Genomic DNA, 16080 nt, shown 5'->3' on the forward strand with positions numbered 1-16080 from the left:
AGCGGGGGGACGCGCCAGATCAGCTCGCTGGCGATCCGCAACGGCTCCCGGCTGGTCGCCAGGACGCTCAGCCGGGGGCAGGCGGCCACCAGCGCGGCCGCGGTCTCGGCGCAGGCGTCCACGAGGTGCTCGCAGTTGTCGAGCAGCAGCAGGCAGCGGAGGTCGCGCAGCCGCGCGGTCACGGTGTCGAGCAGCGGCCGGTTGGCCTCCTCGCGCACCCGCAGGACGCGGGCGATCTCCGGGACGACCAGCTCGCCCCGGCTGAGCCGGGCCAGCTCGACCAGCCAGACGCCGTCGGCGTAGGCGGGCAGCAGCCCGGCGGCGACCCGCAGGGCCAGGCGGGTCTTGCCGATGCCGCCGACCCCGCACAGCGTCACGACCCGCGTACGGCCGAACAGCCTGCGCAGGTCGTCGAGGTCGCGCTCACGGCCGACGAACCGGTTGGGCTCTGCTGGAAGGTTGTGCCTGGGGGGCTCTGGCATGTGGTCACCCTGCGTCGCGGAAGGATCACACTCTCCCACAGTGTCGCACTTTTAGAGGCCGAGCGAGCTGACGACGGCTCTCTCGTCCACGACTCGCAGGATCGGGTCGCCGAGGAGCCGCCGGGCCAGGTCGTACGGCGCCACCACGATCGTGGCGCGCCGCTCCTGGGCCAGGACGCGGCAGCCGATGACGCTCGGCTCGTGGGCGACCACCACGTGGGCGCCGGTCATCATGGCTAAATCGATGACCCGCAGGCCGCGGAAGGGCTCGCTGACGGCGCTGATGACGATGTCGTCCTTGCCGACGACGAGCCGGGCGGCGAGCCGCCGCAGGTCGCCGGCCAGCTCGATGTGGTCGAACATGCGCACTCCGTCGAGCGTGACGGCCGGCCCGGCCACCGGCCCGAGCTCCACGACCCCGGCGGTCAGCAGCTCGCCGAAGGGCCGGGCGCCGGGCGCGGGCTGGAAGGAGAAGACCTGTTCGACGTCGGCGGCGGCCGGGTCGTGGTGGCGCTGGGTGATCAGCATGCGCGCCTTGCCGGTGTTGCCGAGCACGGCTACGCCGCCCGCCCAGGCCACGGCGTGCACGGCGACCGGCAGCGACGCGCCGAGCGGCACGTCGATGAGCACGTGGTCGCCCTGCTCCAGGCCGTGGCGGCGCAGCCCGGCCGCGGCGCGCGTCACCCGCCGCACGAACGCGGCGTACGTCAGCACCTCGCCGGTCCTGACGTCGCTCACGGCCGGTTCGTCGCCCTTGGTCGGCGCCGATGCCGTCACCAGCTCTGTCCACGTCATGCCGTCAATCTAGGCAGCGGGCCCGCGCTTGCCATGCGCACAAATGTGCAACCGGGTATGTAGGTCGGCGGTGCCGTGCGTACATGATGCGCCGTCCTAGGCTTGATCCATGCCGGACGACTCCTTGGGGCGCATCCTCGACGCCGCCTACGCGGGGATGCTGGAGCAGGGCCTGCGCCGGCTGACCATGGATGACGTGGCCCGGCGGGCGGGGCTGTCCAGGGTGACGCTCTACCGGCGCTTCGCGGGGAAGGGCGACCTGATCGGGGCGGTGCTGCAGCGGGAGCTGCGGCGGTTCCTGCGGGCGTTCGAGCAGGAGCTGGCGCCGCTGCCGGCGACGGCGGACCGGGTGGTGGAGGGGTTCGCGGTCACGTTGCGGCTGGTGCGGGCGCATCCGCTGCTGACCCGGCTGCTGGCCACCGAGCCGGAGACGATCCTGCCGCAGCTCACGGTGGAGGCGGGGCCGTACCTGGCGGTGGCGAGGGAGTACCTGGCCGGGCGGCTCGCGGCGCCCCGCGCGGAGGCTCAGGAGGCTGAGGAGGCTGAGGAGGCTGAGGAGGCTGAGGAGGCTGCGGAGGCTATGGAGGCCGCGGAGGCGGTGGCGGAGACGTACGTGCGGGTCGCGCTGTCGTTCGTGCTGATCCCCGACAGCGCGATCCCGCTGCGCGACGACGCGGACGCCCGCGCCTACGCCCGCCGTCACCTGGTGCCCCTTCTGCCGCGGAACGGGCTCGCGTGCCCGCCACCGCGCCTGCCCACCGAGGGGGATCAACTAGACTTATGAGGCCGCGACTTCGCGCGGCCGCCCCCACGACACAGAGCGAGACGTCATCATGCCTTTGAACAGCCGCGACGACCTGCGGAACATCGCGATCATCGCGCACGTCGACCATGGCAAGACCACGCTGGTCGATGCCATGCTCTGGCAGTCCGGGGCCTTCCGCGCCAACCAGGACGTCGACGACCGCGTCATGGACTCCAACGATCTGGAGCGCGAGAAGGGCATCACCATCCTCGCGAAGAACACCGCGGTCCAGCACGGCGGCATGACCATCAACATCATCGACACCCCGGGCCACGCCGACTTCGGCGGCGAGGTCGAGCGCGGCCTGTCGATGGTCGACGGCGTGGTGCTGCTGGTCGACGCCTCGGAGGGGCCGCTGCCGCAGACCCGCTTCGTGCTGCGCAAGGCGCTGGCCGCGAAGATGCCGGTGATCCTCTGCATCAACAAGGTCGACCGTCCCGACGCCCGCATCAGGGAGGTCGTGGACGAGGTCTACGAGCTTTTCATGGACCTCGACGCGACCGAGGAGCAGATCGACTTCCCGATCGTCTACGCCTCGGCGAAGGCCGGCCGGGCCTCGATGAACCGCCCGGACGACGGCGGCATGCCCGACTCCGAGGACCTGGAGCCGCTGTTCGACATCATCAAGTCGACGATCCCGGCCCCCACGTACGACCCGAGCGCCCCGCTGCAGGCGCACGTCACCAACCTCGACGCCTCCTCCTACCTCGGCCGCATCGCGCTGTGCCGCATCCACCAGGGCCGCATCCGCAAGGGCCAGCAGGTGGCCTGGTGCCGCACCGACGGCTCGATCCAGCGCGTCAAGATCACCGAGCTGCTGATGACGGAGGCGCTGGAGCGCAAGCCGGCCGAGGAGGCGGGCCCCGGCGACATCATCGCGATCGCCGGCATCCCCGACATCATGATCGGCGAGACGCTGGCCGACCCCGACGACCCGCGCCCGCTGCCGCTGATCACGGTGGACGAGCCGGCCATCTCGATGACCATCGGCACCAACACCTCGCCCCTGGTCGGCAAGGTCAAGGGCGCGAAGGTCACCGCCCGCATGGTGAAGGACCGCCTGGAGAAGGAGCTGGTCGGCAACGTGTCGCTGCGCGTGCTGCCGACCGACCGGCCCGACGCCTGGGAGGTGCAGGGCCGCGGCGAGCTGGCGCTGGCCATCCTGGTGGAGCAGATGCGGCGTGAGGGCTACGAGCTGACCGTCGGCAAGCCGCAGGTGGTCACCAAGGAGATCGACGGCAAGGTGCACGAGCCGGTCGAGCGGCTGACGGTCGACTGCCCGGAGGAGTACCTCGGCGCGGTCACGCAGCTCCTCGCGGTGCGCAAGGGCCGCATGGAGCACATGACCAACCACGGCACCGGCTGGATCCGGATGGAGTTCGTGGTGCCGGCCCGCGGCCTGATCGGCTTCCGCACCGAGTTCCTGACCGAGACGCGCGGCACCGGCCTGGTGCACCACGTGTTCGACTCCTACGAGCCGTGGTTCGGCGAGCTGCGCACCCGCGCCAGCGGCTCGCTGGTGGCCGACCGCTCGGGCCCGGTCACCGCGTTCGCCATGCTCAACCTGCAGGAGCGCGGCGCGCTGTTCGTCCACCCGGGCACCGAGGTCTACGAGGGCATGATCGTCGGCGAGAACTCCCGCTCCGACGACATGGACGTCAACATCACCAAGGAGAAGAAGCTCACCAACATGCGCTCCTCGACCTCCGAGGAGACGGAGAAGGTGATCCCGCCGCGCGTGATGTCGCTGGAGCAGGCCCTGGAGTTCATCCGCGAGGACGAGTGCGTGGAGATCACCCCGGACGCCGTGCGCATCCGCAAGGTCGTGCTCGACGCCGCCGCGCGGGGCCGCGCCGCGGCTCGTGCCAAGCGCGCCTGAGCGGCCATTCCGTAGCGTTATCCGGGGTAAGCCCCGCCTGTAAGAGCCCGCGTATCGGCATGTGCGATGCGTGGGCTCTGCTGTGTCGTACCGTAAAGAATGATTGTCATGGGAATAGCCGTAATCACACCGTGACGCTATTCGCTGTGTAATAGATATTCCCATCGGAGAATTATCCGAATTGTGGGAAAGCTCCGGATGGTAATCGCATCCGGGCTGGCGCTGGTGTCGTTCGGGGCGATCTTGTGGTGCACCTTGACCGCCAGGCCGGTGGCGGCGCCCGCGGCGCCGAGGAACGCGGCGGCCCCCAACCCTTGGGTGCTGGCCGCCTCGAAGGCCGACGCGGCCACGGGCTCGGCCCGCCGGGCGAGCACCGAGGTGCTGCTCTCCCTGGCCGCCGACCAGGACCTCACGCCGGTGCCCGCGGGGCGGATCGACCCCCGGCAGCGCCAGATCAAGGTGACCGTCGTCCACACGCTGCGGATGGCCGCCCAGGATCCGCTGCTGGGGGCGCTGCGCCAGGGCGGCGGCTTCCCCGGCACGCTCCAGCAGGTCACCGACGCGGTCTTCGGCGCGGTGAAGGTGGACGGGCCCGGCCTGGCCCCCACCACGCGCGACGCGCCGGTGCTCAACACCGACGCCTCCGGCACGCTGGCCGTCTTCACCGTCACGCTCCTGCGGCAGGTCGGCAAGGACGCGCTGCTCACACTGGACTTCGCGGCCCCGAACGCCTTCCCGCTGATCGTCCAGCGGCGCACGATCAGCGTGCTGCCCGGCGCGTGGACCGTGCTGCGCCAGGACGGCATCACGCCGATGCGGGAGCAGGCGGAGTGGCTGGAGTTCGCCATCGGCGCCACGCCGGTGGTCATGACGCTGGCGCCGGACTCCGCCGGCTTCCCCGACGTGGCGGAGGAGCAGGACTTCTCCTGGGCCACCGCGCTCGGCGTGCTCACCGCGGTCGTGCTGCTGGTCTTCCTGCTGCGCTCGCTCGGCCGCGGCTGGTGGCAGCGGCTGCCGAACAGGGAGCTGGTGATCGGGCTGGCGCTGGCCGCGCCGACGCTGGTGATTCCGCTGGTGGCGAGGGACTGGTCGGCGGTCGCGTACGTGGTGCTCTTCGTCGCCGTGCCCGCGCTCGCGCTGCGTCACGCCGGGCGGATGCTGCCCACCAGCCCGCCCTGGAACACCCGCGACCTGCTGGTGGTGACGGGGCTCGGCGTGGTGGTCGGGCTCGGCATGCTCATCTGGTCGTGGCTGCACGGCCAGCTCGGCGGGCAGGCGCTGCTGACCGGCGGCGCGGTGGCGGCGCTCGCGGCGGCGGGGGCGGCGGTGGGGTTCAGCGTGGACCTCGGGGTGCGGCCGGTGGTCGTGCGGCTGGCGGTGTTGTCGGCGGAGGCCGCGATCGGGCTGCTCGCGCTGGCGCTGTGGCTGCGGGCGCTGCTGTCGGGGGTGTACCCGCCGGACAGCACCCGGCTCGTGCTGGCCCTGAGCTGGGCGATGATCCCGGTCGCGGCCGTCGCGGTGGCGACCAAGCAGTGGAGCCGGGGCGCGGTCGTGGGCGCGGTGGCGGTCAGCCTGCTGGTGCAGGGGTGGCCGACCGAGTGGCTGGACACCGGGTCGTGGAGCCTCGCCGTGCCGCAGGCGGTGCCCTCCGTCGGGGTGCTGCGGCTGGACCCGATCGTGCGGGGGGTGCTGGGGCTGCTGCTGCTCGGGTTCGTGATGCTGGTGCTGCGGCTGCGGCGGCTCGGCGGGGAGCTGGCGGCGGTGGACAGCCAGGTCGCCGAGTCCACCATGATCGCGGTGCTGATGGTGCTCTACATCACGCCGAGCGGCATCACGACGCTGGCCGACATCAACGTGCCGCTGCCCCTGCTGGCGATCACCTCCGTCGTGGCCTGGGCCACCGCCCGCTGGCTGCTCAGCGGCCCGCACGTGGCGGTCGTCGAGCCGACGACGCAGGAGCAGCACCGCCAGCTCGTCCGGGCCGCCATCCACAAGCGGCTGCTGCTGGTCGCCGAGCAGGAGCTGTACCGGGTCGGGCGTGGCCGGCTCGGCTCGGGCGAGATGTCGATGGCGGACTTCGACCAGCGGCGGCACGCGCTGGAGGCGGCGCTCGCCAAGCACGGCCGCCACCCGGAGACGGCCTTCGCCACCGCCGCCGCCTGCACGCCCTGGCTGAACGGCGTGCACGCCTTCACCATCGGCCTGCTGCTGAGCCTGCCCTTCACCATCGTGTACGGCCTGCCGCAGGGCGTGGACCTGACCACCTGGCTCTTCGACGCCCGCTACCTGCTCACCCTGCCCGCCTTCGGCTTCCTGTACGGCTACTTCTACCCGCGCGTGCGCGGCACCCAGCCGATGACCAAGGCCCTGCACCTGACGGCCGCCGCCCTGCTCACCGAGCTGTCCGGCTACCTGTCGACGCTCGCCGAGCCCGACATCGGCGCCTTCGACAAGGCGCAGGTGGCGGGGATCGTGGTGGGCCAGGTGACGCTGGTGTGCGTCGGTCTCGGGTTGTTCTGGGAGTGGCGGATCATGCACCTGGCGGACGAGCCGTGGGCCCGGGTGCGCAACCTGCGGAGCATGCGCAGCCTGGCGGCCCCGACGCTGGCGCTGGCGCTGGCGATCGGCACGACGGCGGCGACGTCGGCGGCCGGCACCACGGTGGACCACATCCTGAAGGGCGACCAGGTGTCGAGCGGCGGCGGGCCCTGAACGTTCAGCGGCGCCGCCTCAGCGGCGCGGCAGCTCGCTGCCCCGCACGTGCGTGCAGAGCCAGTCGAGCAGCGGCGCGAAGTCGCGCCAGGTCTCGGCCACCCGGACGCGGGCCTCGGGCGTGGACACCCAGGGCTCGGGATCGAAGCGCCTGCCCGCGTACAGCGACTTGTGGCGCAGCAGCTCGATGCGGGGGTGGTCGTCGCCGAAGCCGCGCGGCCGGGTCTTCAGCCGCTCGCCCCCCAGCGTGTGGCCGGCCGCCGTCAGCGCCTCGGTGACGGCGGTGAGCGGCTTGCCCGACAGGTCCTCGTCGACGGCCGCGCGGTAGCGGGCGACCTGGTCGGACGCCTGCGTGTAGCAGCCGCCCGCGACGAACAGGCCCTGGGCGCTGATCTCGACGTAGAGCCCGATGCCGGGCTGCCGCTCGACGAAGGCGCCCTGATGCGTCTTGTACGGCGACTTGTCCTTGGCGAAGCGCACGTCGCGGTGCGGCCGGAAGAGGTGGGCCGGCCCGAACTCGGGGGCCAGCTCGCCGGCGAGGGCCAGCATGGGCGCCCGCACGGCCTCCTCGTAGAGCCCTTTGTGCTGGGCGAACCAGGACTTGGAGTTGTCGGCCTCCAGGCCCTCGTAGAACAGGAACGCCTCGTCGGGGAAGCCGGTGAAACCCATGCGGTAAGAGTGCCACGCCGCACCGACGAAACGGCAATCCGATCAGCGCTCGGTGTACATCCTGCCCGGCACGGGCGGGCGGCCGTACAGCTCGGAGATCGTGACGAAGGTGAAGCCCTTGCCGCCGAGCGCGTCGAGCACCCGGGGCACGGCCTGCACGGTGGTGGGGTGGATGTCGTGCATGAGGACGATCGAGCCGGGCGTGGCGGTCGCCGCCCGCCGGATCACCTTGGCGGGGACGCGGTCGCGCCAGTCCAGGGTGTCCACGTTCCACAGGATCTGCGCCAGCCCCTCGCGGCGGGTCTCCCTGGCCACGTGCGCGTCGGTGGACCCGTACGGCGGCCGCATGACCCGCATGCGCACCCCGGTGAGCCGCCGCACGATGTCCTGGGTGTGCTGCAGCTCGCGGTGCACCCCCTCGTCGGACAGCCCGGCGAGGGCCGGATGGCTCCAGGAGTGGTTGCCGATCTCGTGGCCCTCCTGCACGATGCGGCGGACGGTGTGCCCGCCCTTGTCGGCGGCCACCATCTGGCCGATGACGAAGAACGTGGCCCGCACGTCGCGCTGCTTCAGCAGGTCGAGCAGCCGGCCGGTGTGCTCGCCCGGGCCGTCGTCGAAGGTCAGCGCGACGCACTTGACGCGGCCGCAGTCGAACCTGCGGCTGCGCGGCCAGCCGGGCTGGATGGCCGCCAGGCGCCTGGCGAGCTGGGCGGGATCGACGGCGGCCGCCCGCATCGGCACGGTCGGCGGCGCCGTGGCGGCGTGCCGGTGCGCCACCGACTGGGTGACGCAGGCCACCAGGGCGAGCAGGGCCAGCGGCAAGGCCCAGACGCGCATGTTTCCCCCCGAGACGCCGCAGGCGGGGGGCTCAGATCATGGATAGTCCCGGGCCGGCGTCCCCCGCAGTTCCCTGGCCAGGTCGTCCCACCAGAGTGGGATATCGGCCTGCAGTTCCTGGAAGCGGCGCGCCACGCGTATGGCACATCCGACCGGATCCGTACCCAGATGCCGACGTTTCACCGGTCCTTCCTGCCATCGGTAAAAACCGTCCCTATAGCGAACGACCAGGCCGATCCACACGGAGATGGTCTCCTCGTCGCCCAGTTCGTACGCGCTGGTGACGCCCAGGCCATGAAGCTCCGTGTGCAGCTTCTCCGTCGCCGCTCGGGCCTCAGTCACACGCCACCCCCTGCGGACGTCTCGCCGTACACCCAGGGATGTACCCAGCAACAGGCAACCGCCGTCCAAAGCATGGAGTAATCATGAAACTCCTCCGGGTGATCCGGAGGTCATTCGACGTTATTGGTCGTGCGGCTCGCGCGGCTCGGCGACGACCATGACGATGCGCAGCTCCCCGGAGCCGCGGTTGGCGTAGCGGTGGGGACGGTCGGCGGTGAACAGGACGGCGTCGTCCTTGCCGATCACGTGGCTCTTGCCGTACACGGTGAGGGTCAGCTCGCCCTCCAGGACGGTGACCATCTCGCGGGTGCCCGGCGGGTGGGCGTCGCCGTCGTGGTGCTCGCCCGGGCCGATGCGCCAGTCCCACAGCTCCAGGATCATCGGCGAGTCGGCGCCGACCAGCAGCCGGGCGCGCACGTCGCCCTGGGTGAAGGTGACGACGTCCGCCTTGTCGACGATGCGCACCATGGGCACGTCGCCGACCTCGACCAGCCGGGCCACGGTGACGCCGAGGGCGGAGGCGATGCGGGTGAGGGTGGACACGCTCGGGTTCGTGCGGCCCTGCTCGACCTGGACGAGCATGCCCCGGCTCACTCCCGACCTGGCGGCGAGCTGGTCCAGCGTCAGCCCCCGGTAGGAGCGCTGGTAGCGGACGTTGTTCGCGATGGCCTGGGTGATCAGCTCGGGGTCCTCCATGCGGTGCAGTGTAGTGAATTACGGTTGCACTCCATTGCACCCATTATGTTGTACTAAGAGTGCAATGCAGTGGACCGAAGGGAGCGACGGATGACCGCGGTGATCCTGGCGACCGCCTGCGCGGTGGTGTACGGAACGGCCGACTTCTTCGGCGGGCTGGCCACCCGACGCACCCAGGTGCTCGCGGTCGTCGTGCTGTCCCAGCTCGCCGGGCTGGCGCTGATCCTCGCCCTGCTGCCCCTGCTGCCGGGCGCGGCGAGCGCCCCGGCGCTGCTGTGGGGCCTGGCCGCCGGGCTGTCCGGCGCGGCCGGGCTGGCGCTGTTCTACCGGGCGCTCGCCACCGGCGTCATGTCGGTGGTCGCGCCCACCACGGCGGTGACCTCGGCCGCGCTGCCGGTGCTGTTCGGCCTCGCGACCGGCGAGCGGCCGCAGTTCTGGGCGCTCGTGGGCGTGGCGCTGGCGCTGGGGTCGGTGCTGCTGGTCAGCCAGGACCGCTCGCCCGCCGCGCGCGGCGCCTCCGGCGGCCTCGCGACCGCGCTGCTCGCCGGGGCCGGGTTCGGCGGCTTCTTCATCCTGCTCGCCATGGCCCCGGCCGAGGCCGGGCTGTGGCCGCTGGTGGGGGCCCGCCTGTCGTCGGTGACCGTGGTCGCGGCGGTGGCGCTGGCCACCCGGCGGGCGCTGCGGCCACAGGCGGGCGCGCTGCGGGTGATCCTCGCGGCGGGCGTGCTCGACATGGCGGCCAACGTCCTCTATCTGCTGGCGCAGCGGGAGGGGCTGCTCAGCCTCGTCGCGGTGCTCGTCTCGCTCTACCCGGCCAGCACGCTGCTGCTGGCGAGGCAGGTGCTCGGCGAGCGGCTGAACGCGATCCAGGTGACCGGCGTGGCATGCGCGCTCGGCGCGGTCGCGCTGATAGCCGTTGCGTAGTGCCCGCGAGGCTTGTTACGTTTCGCCCGTGCGGCCCGACCGGGCACGGATCGATGGCGAGGGTCTGAGGCACGTCGGCGTGCCGTACGACTCTGATGACGCCTTCCTCCGCCTCACCGTGCCGCGCGTGCGGGCGGCGCTCACCGAGGGCCGCCGGGTGCTGGTCATCACCCGCAAGGAGCGGCTGGGCCTGCTCGCCGACGCGCTCGGCCGCGACGCCGGGCACATCGACGGCCGGGCCGCGGACTCCTGGTACGGCCACCCGTACCGGACGCTGGCCGCCTCCCACGAATACACCAGGGGCCGGCGCACGCTCGTCATCGGCGAGCCCGTGTGGGCGGGCAGGAGCGAGCGCGAGACCAGGGAGCTGATCCGCTACGAGTCGATGGTCAACGCGGCGCTGGTGAACGCCTCGGCGGTCCTGCTGTGCCTCTACGACCTCCGCACCGTCCCGCCCGCCGCGCTGGAGTACCACGAGGTCAACCACCCGCTGCTGCTCGGCGGGGACGGCGAGACGCCGAGCACCCGGTTCGTGCCGCCGCAGGAGCTGGTGCTGAGCGGCGACCTCGCGCCGCTGCCCGAGCCGGGGCCGGGGGCGGTGACCCTCCGCTTCACCGGCCGCGAGCTGAAACGGCTGCGGCACGGCGTGGGCGAGTGGGCGCGCACCGCCGGCCTGGCCGCCGACCTGGTGACGTCGCTGGTCATCAGCGTCTCGGAGATCGCCGCGAACAGCGTCGAGCACGGCGCCGGGCACGGCACCATCACCATGTGGAACGCCGACGGCGAGCTGATCTGCGAGATCGCCGACCCCGGCGGCGCCCTGGAGGACCCCTTACCCGGCTACATACCACCCGAGCCCGAGTCCCCGAGGGGTTACGGGCTCTGGATCAGCAGGCAGCTCTGCGACCTGGTGGAGCTGCGCGCGGAAGGCGGCGTGCTGCGCGTCCGCCTTCATCTGTCTCTGGGGCGGGTCTAGGCGGCCCGCTGGCTGGGGACGCGGAGCGCGCCCTCCTCGCGGGCGTACTCCTCCAGCATGCCGCGGAGCTGGCGGCGGCCCCGGTGCAGCCGGGACATCACGGTGCCGATGGGCGTGCCCATGCGCTCGGCGATCTCCTTGTAGGCGAACCCCTCCACGTCGGCCAGGTAGACGGCCACGCGGAAGTCCTCGGGGAGGGAGCGCAGGGCGTTCATCACGACGCTGTCGGGCAGCCGGTCGAGCGCCTCGGTCTCGGCCGAGCGGAGGCCCGTGGAGCTGTGCGACTCCGCGGCGTGCAGCTGCCAGTCCTCGATCTCCTCGGCGGCGGAGAGCTTGGGCGAGCGCTGCTTCTTGCGGTAGTCGTTGATGAAGTTGTTGGTGAGGATACGGTGGAGCCACGCCTTGAGGTTGGTGCCCTCGCGGAACTGGTGGTAGGACGTGTAGGCCTTGGCCACCGTCTCCTGGACGAGGTCCTCGGCGTCGGCGGCGTTGCGGGTCAGGCGCATGGCGGAAGCGAAGAGCTGCGACGTCACGGGCACGACATCGCGCTCGAACCAGTCCTGGCGCTGCTCATCGGTCATGGTGATCAAAATTCATTCCCCCTTGCGCTGTCCCCCGTCTCGGCAAAGGCCGTCTGCCGACGGTCTCATCATGGCAAGTCCCGGTTAAGGGACGCGTTAGCGAGGATCCGCCTAGGTCAGAAGGGGTTTCCGTCCATCTGCTCGTGGCGTGCGTGATCACGTCCACGGCCGGACAAGTCTCATTATCATAACACTACCCACCCGATTTGGTAGTAATAGTGGCCGACATCACAGGGGATAGCGTAGGCACATGATTGTCGAAGACCGTCACGACTCGGGGACGCGCCGCTGGGTGGCGGAGGCCATACTCAAGGTGGAGGCCGACGCCAACCGGAGTTGCGATACACACCTGCACGTCTTTCCGCTGCCCCCGCACTGGGGAGTAAACCTCTACTTGAAAGACGAGTCGGTGCACCCGACCGGTTCACTGAAACACCGGCTCGCCCGCTCCTTGTTCCTGTACGGCCTGGCCAACGGCTGGATCGGCCCCGCCACCACGATCGTCGAGGCCTCCAGCGGCTCCACGGCGGTGAGCGAGGCGTACTTCGCCAGGCTGCTCGGCCTGCCCTTCATCGCGGTCATGCCCGCCTCCACCTCTCCCGAGAAGATTCATCTCATTGAGTTCTACGGCGGGAAGTGTCATCTGGTTGCCGATCCGGCGACCATTTATGAGGAATCTCACCGGCTGGCCACCGAGACCGGCGGCCATTTCATGGACCAGTTCACCTACGCCGAGCGCGCCACCGACTGGCGGGGCAACAACAACATCGCCGAGTCGATCTTCCACCAGATGGCGATGGAGCCCCACCCCGAGCCCTCCTGGATCGTCGTCGGGGCGGGCACCGGCGGCACCTCCTCGACCATCGGCCGCTACATCCGCTACCGCCGCCACGCCACCCGCCTCGCCGTCGTCGACCCCGAGGGCTCGGCCTTCTACCCGAGCTGGACCACCGGCGACGCCGCCGTCACCGCGCCGGGCTCGCGCATCGAGGGCATCGGCCGGCCGCGCGTGGAGCCGTCGTTCCAGCCGTCCGTCATCGACCGCATGATCGCGGTGCCGGACGCCCGCTCGATCGCCGCCATGCACTGGACCCGCGAGGTCACCGGCCTGGACGTCGGCGGCTCCACCGGCACCAACATGGCCGCCTGCGTCCGGCTGGTGGACGAGATGCGCCGCGCGGGCGAGCGCGGCAGCGTGGTCACGCTGGTCTGCGACAGCGGCGACCGCTACAAGGGCACCTACGGCGACCCGGCCTGGCTAGCGGCGCAGTCCCTCGACATCGAGCCGCATCTGGCCGAGCTGCGCGCCTGGCTGGCCCAGTAACTCCCGCAGGCGGGCGGCGTTGCGCTGGGAGTTGTCGGCGCAGCAGTTGTTGGTGAGCACGTGCGTGGTCGCCGCCCGCTCCGCCAGGCCGGCGATGCGCGCCGCCCACTCCCGCAGCTCCTCCTCGCCGTACAGGTAGCCGAACTTCTCCTCGATCACCCGGCTGGTCCACTTCCGCGAGTGGCCGTGCAGGCGCACCACGGCGAGGTCCGAGGTGGCGGCGAGCACGGGCGGGATCGAGGACGGGTGCCCCTGCGGCATGTCCACGCACACGTACGGCAGGTCGTGCGCGGCCAGGAAGGCGAGCGTGTCGTCGCGGTGGTCGTCGTCCATCCAGGCGGCGTTGCGGAACTCGACGCAGATCCGCATCGGCCGGCACCGGTCGCGGCAGCGCAGCAGGTAGCGCCGGTTGCTCTCCCCAGGCGGGAACCAGGGCGGGAACTGGAACAGCAGCGCGCCCAACCGGCCCGCCTCGTGCAGCGGCGCGAGCGCGCCGAGGAACCGGTCCCACACCTCCTCGACCAGCTCCGGCGGCAGGTCGCGCGGGTAGAGCGCGCGCCCCGGGTCGCCGCCGAGCGCCTCGCGCAGGTCCTTGTGCAGCGCGGACGGCCGGGTCGGGTGCTGGGTGAGCAGGGAGAACGCCTTGACGTTGAAGGTGAAGCCGTCGGGCGTGCGGTCGCGCCACAGCTCGGCGGTGCGCCGGGCGGGCGGGTGGTAGTACGTGGCGTCCACCTCGACCAGCGGGAAACGGCTCGCGTAGTAGGCCAGCCTGGCCTCAGGGGTGCGGGCGTCCGGCGGGTACCAGCCGGAGGCGAGTAAGGACTTGTCCGTCCATGACGCGGTTCCGACGAGGATCTTGCTCATCCGCGCCCGCTACCCCGGCGGGCCGCGTTCTCACCGGGCACCTCGATTAGGTTAGCCCTGCCTAACCTGGCATACTCCACCAGGATCAGGACGAAACGCCGAGGAGGAGCCGGGTGAGCGCTACCGCCGCCGCGCCGCGCCTCCTCGCCGCCCGGCGCCGCCGGCTCGGCGTCCTGGCCGCGTTGCTCGCCGCCGTCGCCGTCGCGCTCGTGCTGAGCGTCACCGTCGGCTCCAAGCCCGTGCCGCTCGCCGACGCCTGGCACGCGCTCACCGCGCCCACCGGCGCCGAGAACGACGTCGTCATCCGCTCCCTGCGCCTGCCGAGGACCGCCCTCGGCGTGCTCGCGGGCCTCGCGCTCGGCGTGGCGGGCGCGCTCATGCAGGGCCACACCCGCAACCCGCTGGCCGACCCGGGGCTGCTCGGCGTCACCCAGGGGGCCGCGTTCGCGATGGTCGCCTCCATCCTCGTGCTCGGCGTCTCCACGCTGCCCGGCTACATCTGGTTCGGCCTGGCGGGCGCGCTGCTGGCCAGCGTGGCGGTGTTCGCGCTCGGCATGGCGGGCGGCCGGGGCGGGCCGACGCCGGTCACGCTGGCGCTGGCCGGTACCGCGGTCAGCGCCTTCCTGTACGCGCTCACCTCCACCCTCGTGCTGCTCGACGAGCAGGCCATGGACGTCTTCCGCTTCTGGCAGGCCGGCTCCGTCTCCGGCCGCGGCGCGGACGTCGTCTGGCAGGTGCTGCCGTTCGTCGCGGCCGGCCTGGTGCTGGCGATGGTCAACGCCCCGGGGCTGAACGCGCTCTCCCTCGGCGAGGACGTCGCCCGCGGCCTCGGCCAGAACCTCGCCCTGACCCGCGCGGTCGGCGTCGCCGCCGTCACCCTGCTGTCGGGCGCGGCGGTGGCCGCCTGCGGCTCGCTGGCCTTCGTCGGGCTCATCGTGCCCCACCTGGCCCGGCCGCTGTCGGGCACCGACCACCGGTGGCTGCTGCCGTACTCCGGGCTGATCGGCGTGGCGCTGCTGCTGCTCGCCGACGTGGTGGGCCGCGTCGTCGCGCCGCCCGGCGAGCTGGAGGTGGGCGTGGTGCTGGCGCTGCTCGGCGCGCCGTTCTTCGTGGTCATGGTGCGCCGCGGGAAGCCGGTGCGCCTGTGAGCACGACCGCGCCGTCCCTGCGCGCCGGCGGGCTGTCCTGGCGGGTGCGCCCGCGGGCCGTCGCCGTCGTGCTCGGCGGGCTCGTCCTGCTCGGCCTCCTCATGGCCCTCGGCATGCGGCTCGGCGAGCTTCCCATGTCGCTCGCCGAGGTGGTCTCCGGCGCCTTCGACGCGGGCAGCGCCGGCCACTTCGTCGTCATGGAGCTGCGCCTGCCGCGCGCGCTGACCGGAGCCCTGGTCGGGGCCGCGCTCGCGCTGTCCGGCGCGATCATCCAGTCCATCGCGCGCAACCCGCTGGCCAGCCCCGAGATCCTGGGCGTCACCACGGGCGCCTCCGTCGCGGTCGTGGCGGGCGTGGTCGCGACCGGCAGCGTGGTCGGCGGCGCGACCGGCCTGCTCGCCACCCTCGGCGTCCCTCTCCTCGCGCTGCTCGGCGGGCTCGCCGGCGCGGCCGTCGTGTACGCCCTGGCCTGGCGGCGCGGCCTGGACGGCTACCGCCTGGTCCTGGTCGGCATCGGCGTGGCCGCCGTCCTCACCAACGTCAAGTTCTGGCTGCTGACCGTCGGCGACGTCAACGACACCGCCCGCGCCATGGTGTGGATCAGCGGCTCGCTGAACGGCCGCGGCTGGGAGCACGTCGTCCCGGCCGCGCTCGCCCTGGCCGCGCTGGTGCCGGCGACGCTGCTCGGCGCCCGCTCCCTCGACGCGCTGCGCTTCGGCGACGACACCGTGACGGCGCTCGGCGTGCGCACCGGCGCGGCCCGCGCCCTGCTGATCCTGGCCGCCGTGCTGCTGGCCGCCGTGGCGACGGCCGCGGCGGGGCCGATCGCGTTCGTCGCGCTGGCCGCGCCGCAGATCGCGCTGCGCCTGGTCCGCTCCGGCCGGCCGCCGCTGCTCAGCTCGGCGGTCGTCGGAGGCGTGCTCACCACCGGCGCCGACCTGATCGCGCGGACCGCGTTCTCCCCCGTCGAGCTGCCCGTCGGCATCGTCACGGCCGTGCTGGGGGCGCCGTACCTGATCCACCTGATCTGGAGGGCCCGTAAATGA

Annotated in this window: 15 protein-coding genes and 1 pseudogene; 8 read left to right on the top strand and 8 right to left on the bottom strand. The window is 72.2% G+C overall.

Annotation, left to right across the window (positions count from 1 at the left end; genetic code table 11):
* Positions 1 to 110 precede the first annotated feature (110 nt).
* Both MF672_RS52005 and MF672_RS02545 read right to left on the bottom strand, forming a co-directional pair.
* Positions 111 to 482, bottom strand: a pseudogene (locus MF672_RS52005) (nSTAND1 domain-containing NTPase); the annotation flags it as partial.
* Between the two features lie 51 nt (positions 483 to 533).
* Positions 534 to 1277 carry an AMP-binding protein gene (locus MF672_RS02545; protein ID WP_242379674.1) on the bottom strand — a complete coding sequence of 248 codons (744 nt, stop codon included), beginning with the start codon at positions 1275 to 1277 and terminating at the stop codon, positions 534 to 536.
* A gap of 109 nt (positions 1278 to 1386) precedes the next feature.
* Here MF672_RS02545 and MF672_RS02550 point away from each other — a divergent pair, with 109 nt between their 5' ends.
* From MF672_RS02550 to MF672_RS02560, 3 genes are all read left to right on the top strand, one after another.
* Positions 1387 to 2061 (top strand): TetR/AcrR family transcriptional regulator, encoded by a 675-nt coding sequence (locus MF672_RS02550; protein ID WP_242379676.1) that lies wholly within the window; start codon positions 1387 to 1389, stop codon positions 2059 to 2061.
* Positions 2062 to 2110: 49 nt separating this feature from the next.
* Positions 2111 to 3961 (top strand): translational GTPase TypA, encoded by a 1851-nt coding sequence (gene typA / locus MF672_RS02555; RefSeq protein ID WP_242379678.1) that lies wholly within the window; start codon positions 2111 to 2113, stop codon positions 3959 to 3961.
* Between the two features lie 198 nt (positions 3962 to 4159).
* A complete protein-coding gene (locus tag MF672_RS02560; RefSeq protein ID WP_242379680.1) occupies positions 4160 to 6673 on the top strand; it encodes a hypothetical protein in 2514 nt (837 codons plus the stop codon).
* An 18-nt stretch (positions 6674 to 6691) separates the two neighbouring features.
* Here MF672_RS02560 and MF672_RS02565 read toward each other — a convergent pair whose 3' ends face one another.
* From MF672_RS02565 to MF672_RS02580, 4 genes are all read right to left on the bottom strand, one after another.
* Positions 6692 to 7342: a DUF2461 domain-containing protein gene (locus MF672_RS02565; RefSeq protein ID WP_242379682.1), complete on the bottom strand. Its 651-nt coding sequence runs from the start codon at positions 7340 to 7342 to the stop codon at positions 6692 to 6694.
* A 42-nt stretch (positions 7343 to 7384) separates the two neighbouring features.
* Positions 7385 to 8179 (bottom strand): polysaccharide deacetylase family protein, encoded by a 795-nt coding sequence (locus MF672_RS02570; RefSeq protein ID WP_242379685.1) that lies wholly within the window; start codon positions 8177 to 8179, stop codon positions 7385 to 7387.
* A gap of 36 nt (positions 8180 to 8215) precedes the next feature.
* Complete coding sequence (locus tag MF672_RS02575; protein WP_242379687.1) at positions 8216 to 8521, bottom strand: hypothetical protein; 306 nt, start codon at positions 8519 to 8521, stop codon at positions 8216 to 8218.
* A 120-nt stretch (positions 8522 to 8641) separates the two neighbouring features.
* Entirely contained in the window at positions 8642 to 9217 is a 576-nt protein-coding gene (locus MF672_RS02580; RefSeq protein ID WP_242379690.1) for a helix-turn-helix domain-containing protein, read from the bottom strand.
* 90 nt (positions 9218 to 9307) lie between these two features.
* Between MF672_RS02580 and MF672_RS02585 the strand changes: the two genes are divergently transcribed.
* Together MF672_RS02585 and MF672_RS02590 are read left to right on the top strand one after the other, a co-directional pair.
* The gene (locus MF672_RS02585; RefSeq protein WP_242379692.1) at positions 9308 to 10141 is read left to right on the top strand and encodes an EamA family transporter; all 834 of its coding nucleotides are present in this window, start codon (positions 9308 to 9310) and stop codon (positions 10139 to 10141) included.
* 79 nt (positions 10142 to 10220) lie between these two features.
* On the top strand, positions 10221 to 11117 hold the full coding sequence (locus MF672_RS02590; protein WP_242379695.1) for an anti-sigma factor RsbA family regulatory protein: 897 nt from the start codon (positions 10221 to 10223) through the stop codon (positions 11115 to 11117).
* Here MF672_RS02590 and MF672_RS02595 read toward each other — a convergent pair.
* Positions 11114 to 11698: a sigma-70 family RNA polymerase sigma factor gene (locus MF672_RS02595; protein WP_242379697.1), complete on the bottom strand. Its 585-nt coding sequence runs from the start codon at positions 11696 to 11698 to the stop codon at positions 11114 to 11116. The genes MF672_RS02590 and MF672_RS02595 overlap by 4 nt on opposite strands.
* Positions 11699 to 11948: 250 nt before the next feature.
* Between MF672_RS02595 and MF672_RS02600 the strand changes: the two genes are divergently transcribed.
* Entirely contained in the window at positions 11949 to 13022 is a 1074-nt protein-coding gene (locus MF672_RS02600; RefSeq protein WP_242379699.1) for a PLP-dependent cysteine synthase family protein, read from the top strand.
* Here MF672_RS02600 and MF672_RS02605 read toward each other — a convergent pair.
* A complete protein-coding gene (locus MF672_RS02605; protein ID WP_242379701.1) occupies positions 12957 to 13886 on the bottom strand; it encodes a DUF72 domain-containing protein in 930 nt (309 codons plus the stop codon). The genes MF672_RS02600 and MF672_RS02605 overlap by 66 nt on opposite strands.
* 113 nt (positions 13887 to 13999) lie before the next feature.
* Here MF672_RS02605 and MF672_RS02610 point away from each other — a divergent pair, with 113 nt between their 5' ends.
* Positions 14000 to 15034, top strand: a complete 1035-nt coding sequence (locus MF672_RS02610; RefSeq protein WP_242379703.1) for a FecCD family ABC transporter permease — start codon at positions 14000 to 14002, stop codon at positions 15032 to 15034.
* Positions 15031 to 16080 carry a FecCD family ABC transporter permease gene (locus MF672_RS02615; RefSeq protein WP_242379706.1) on the top strand — a complete coding sequence of 350 codons (1050 nt, stop codon included), beginning with the start codon at positions 15031 to 15033 and terminating at the stop codon, positions 16078 to 16080. The genes MF672_RS02610 and MF672_RS02615 overlap by 4 nt, the downstream gene beginning before the upstream one ends.

Origin of the sequence: Actinomadura luzonensis, from assembly GCF_022664455.2 — a bacterium.
In the GTDB taxonomy this organism is placed as follows: Bacteria; Actinomycetota; Actinomycetes; order Streptosporangiales; family Streptosporangiaceae; genus Nonomuraea; species Nonomuraea luzonensis.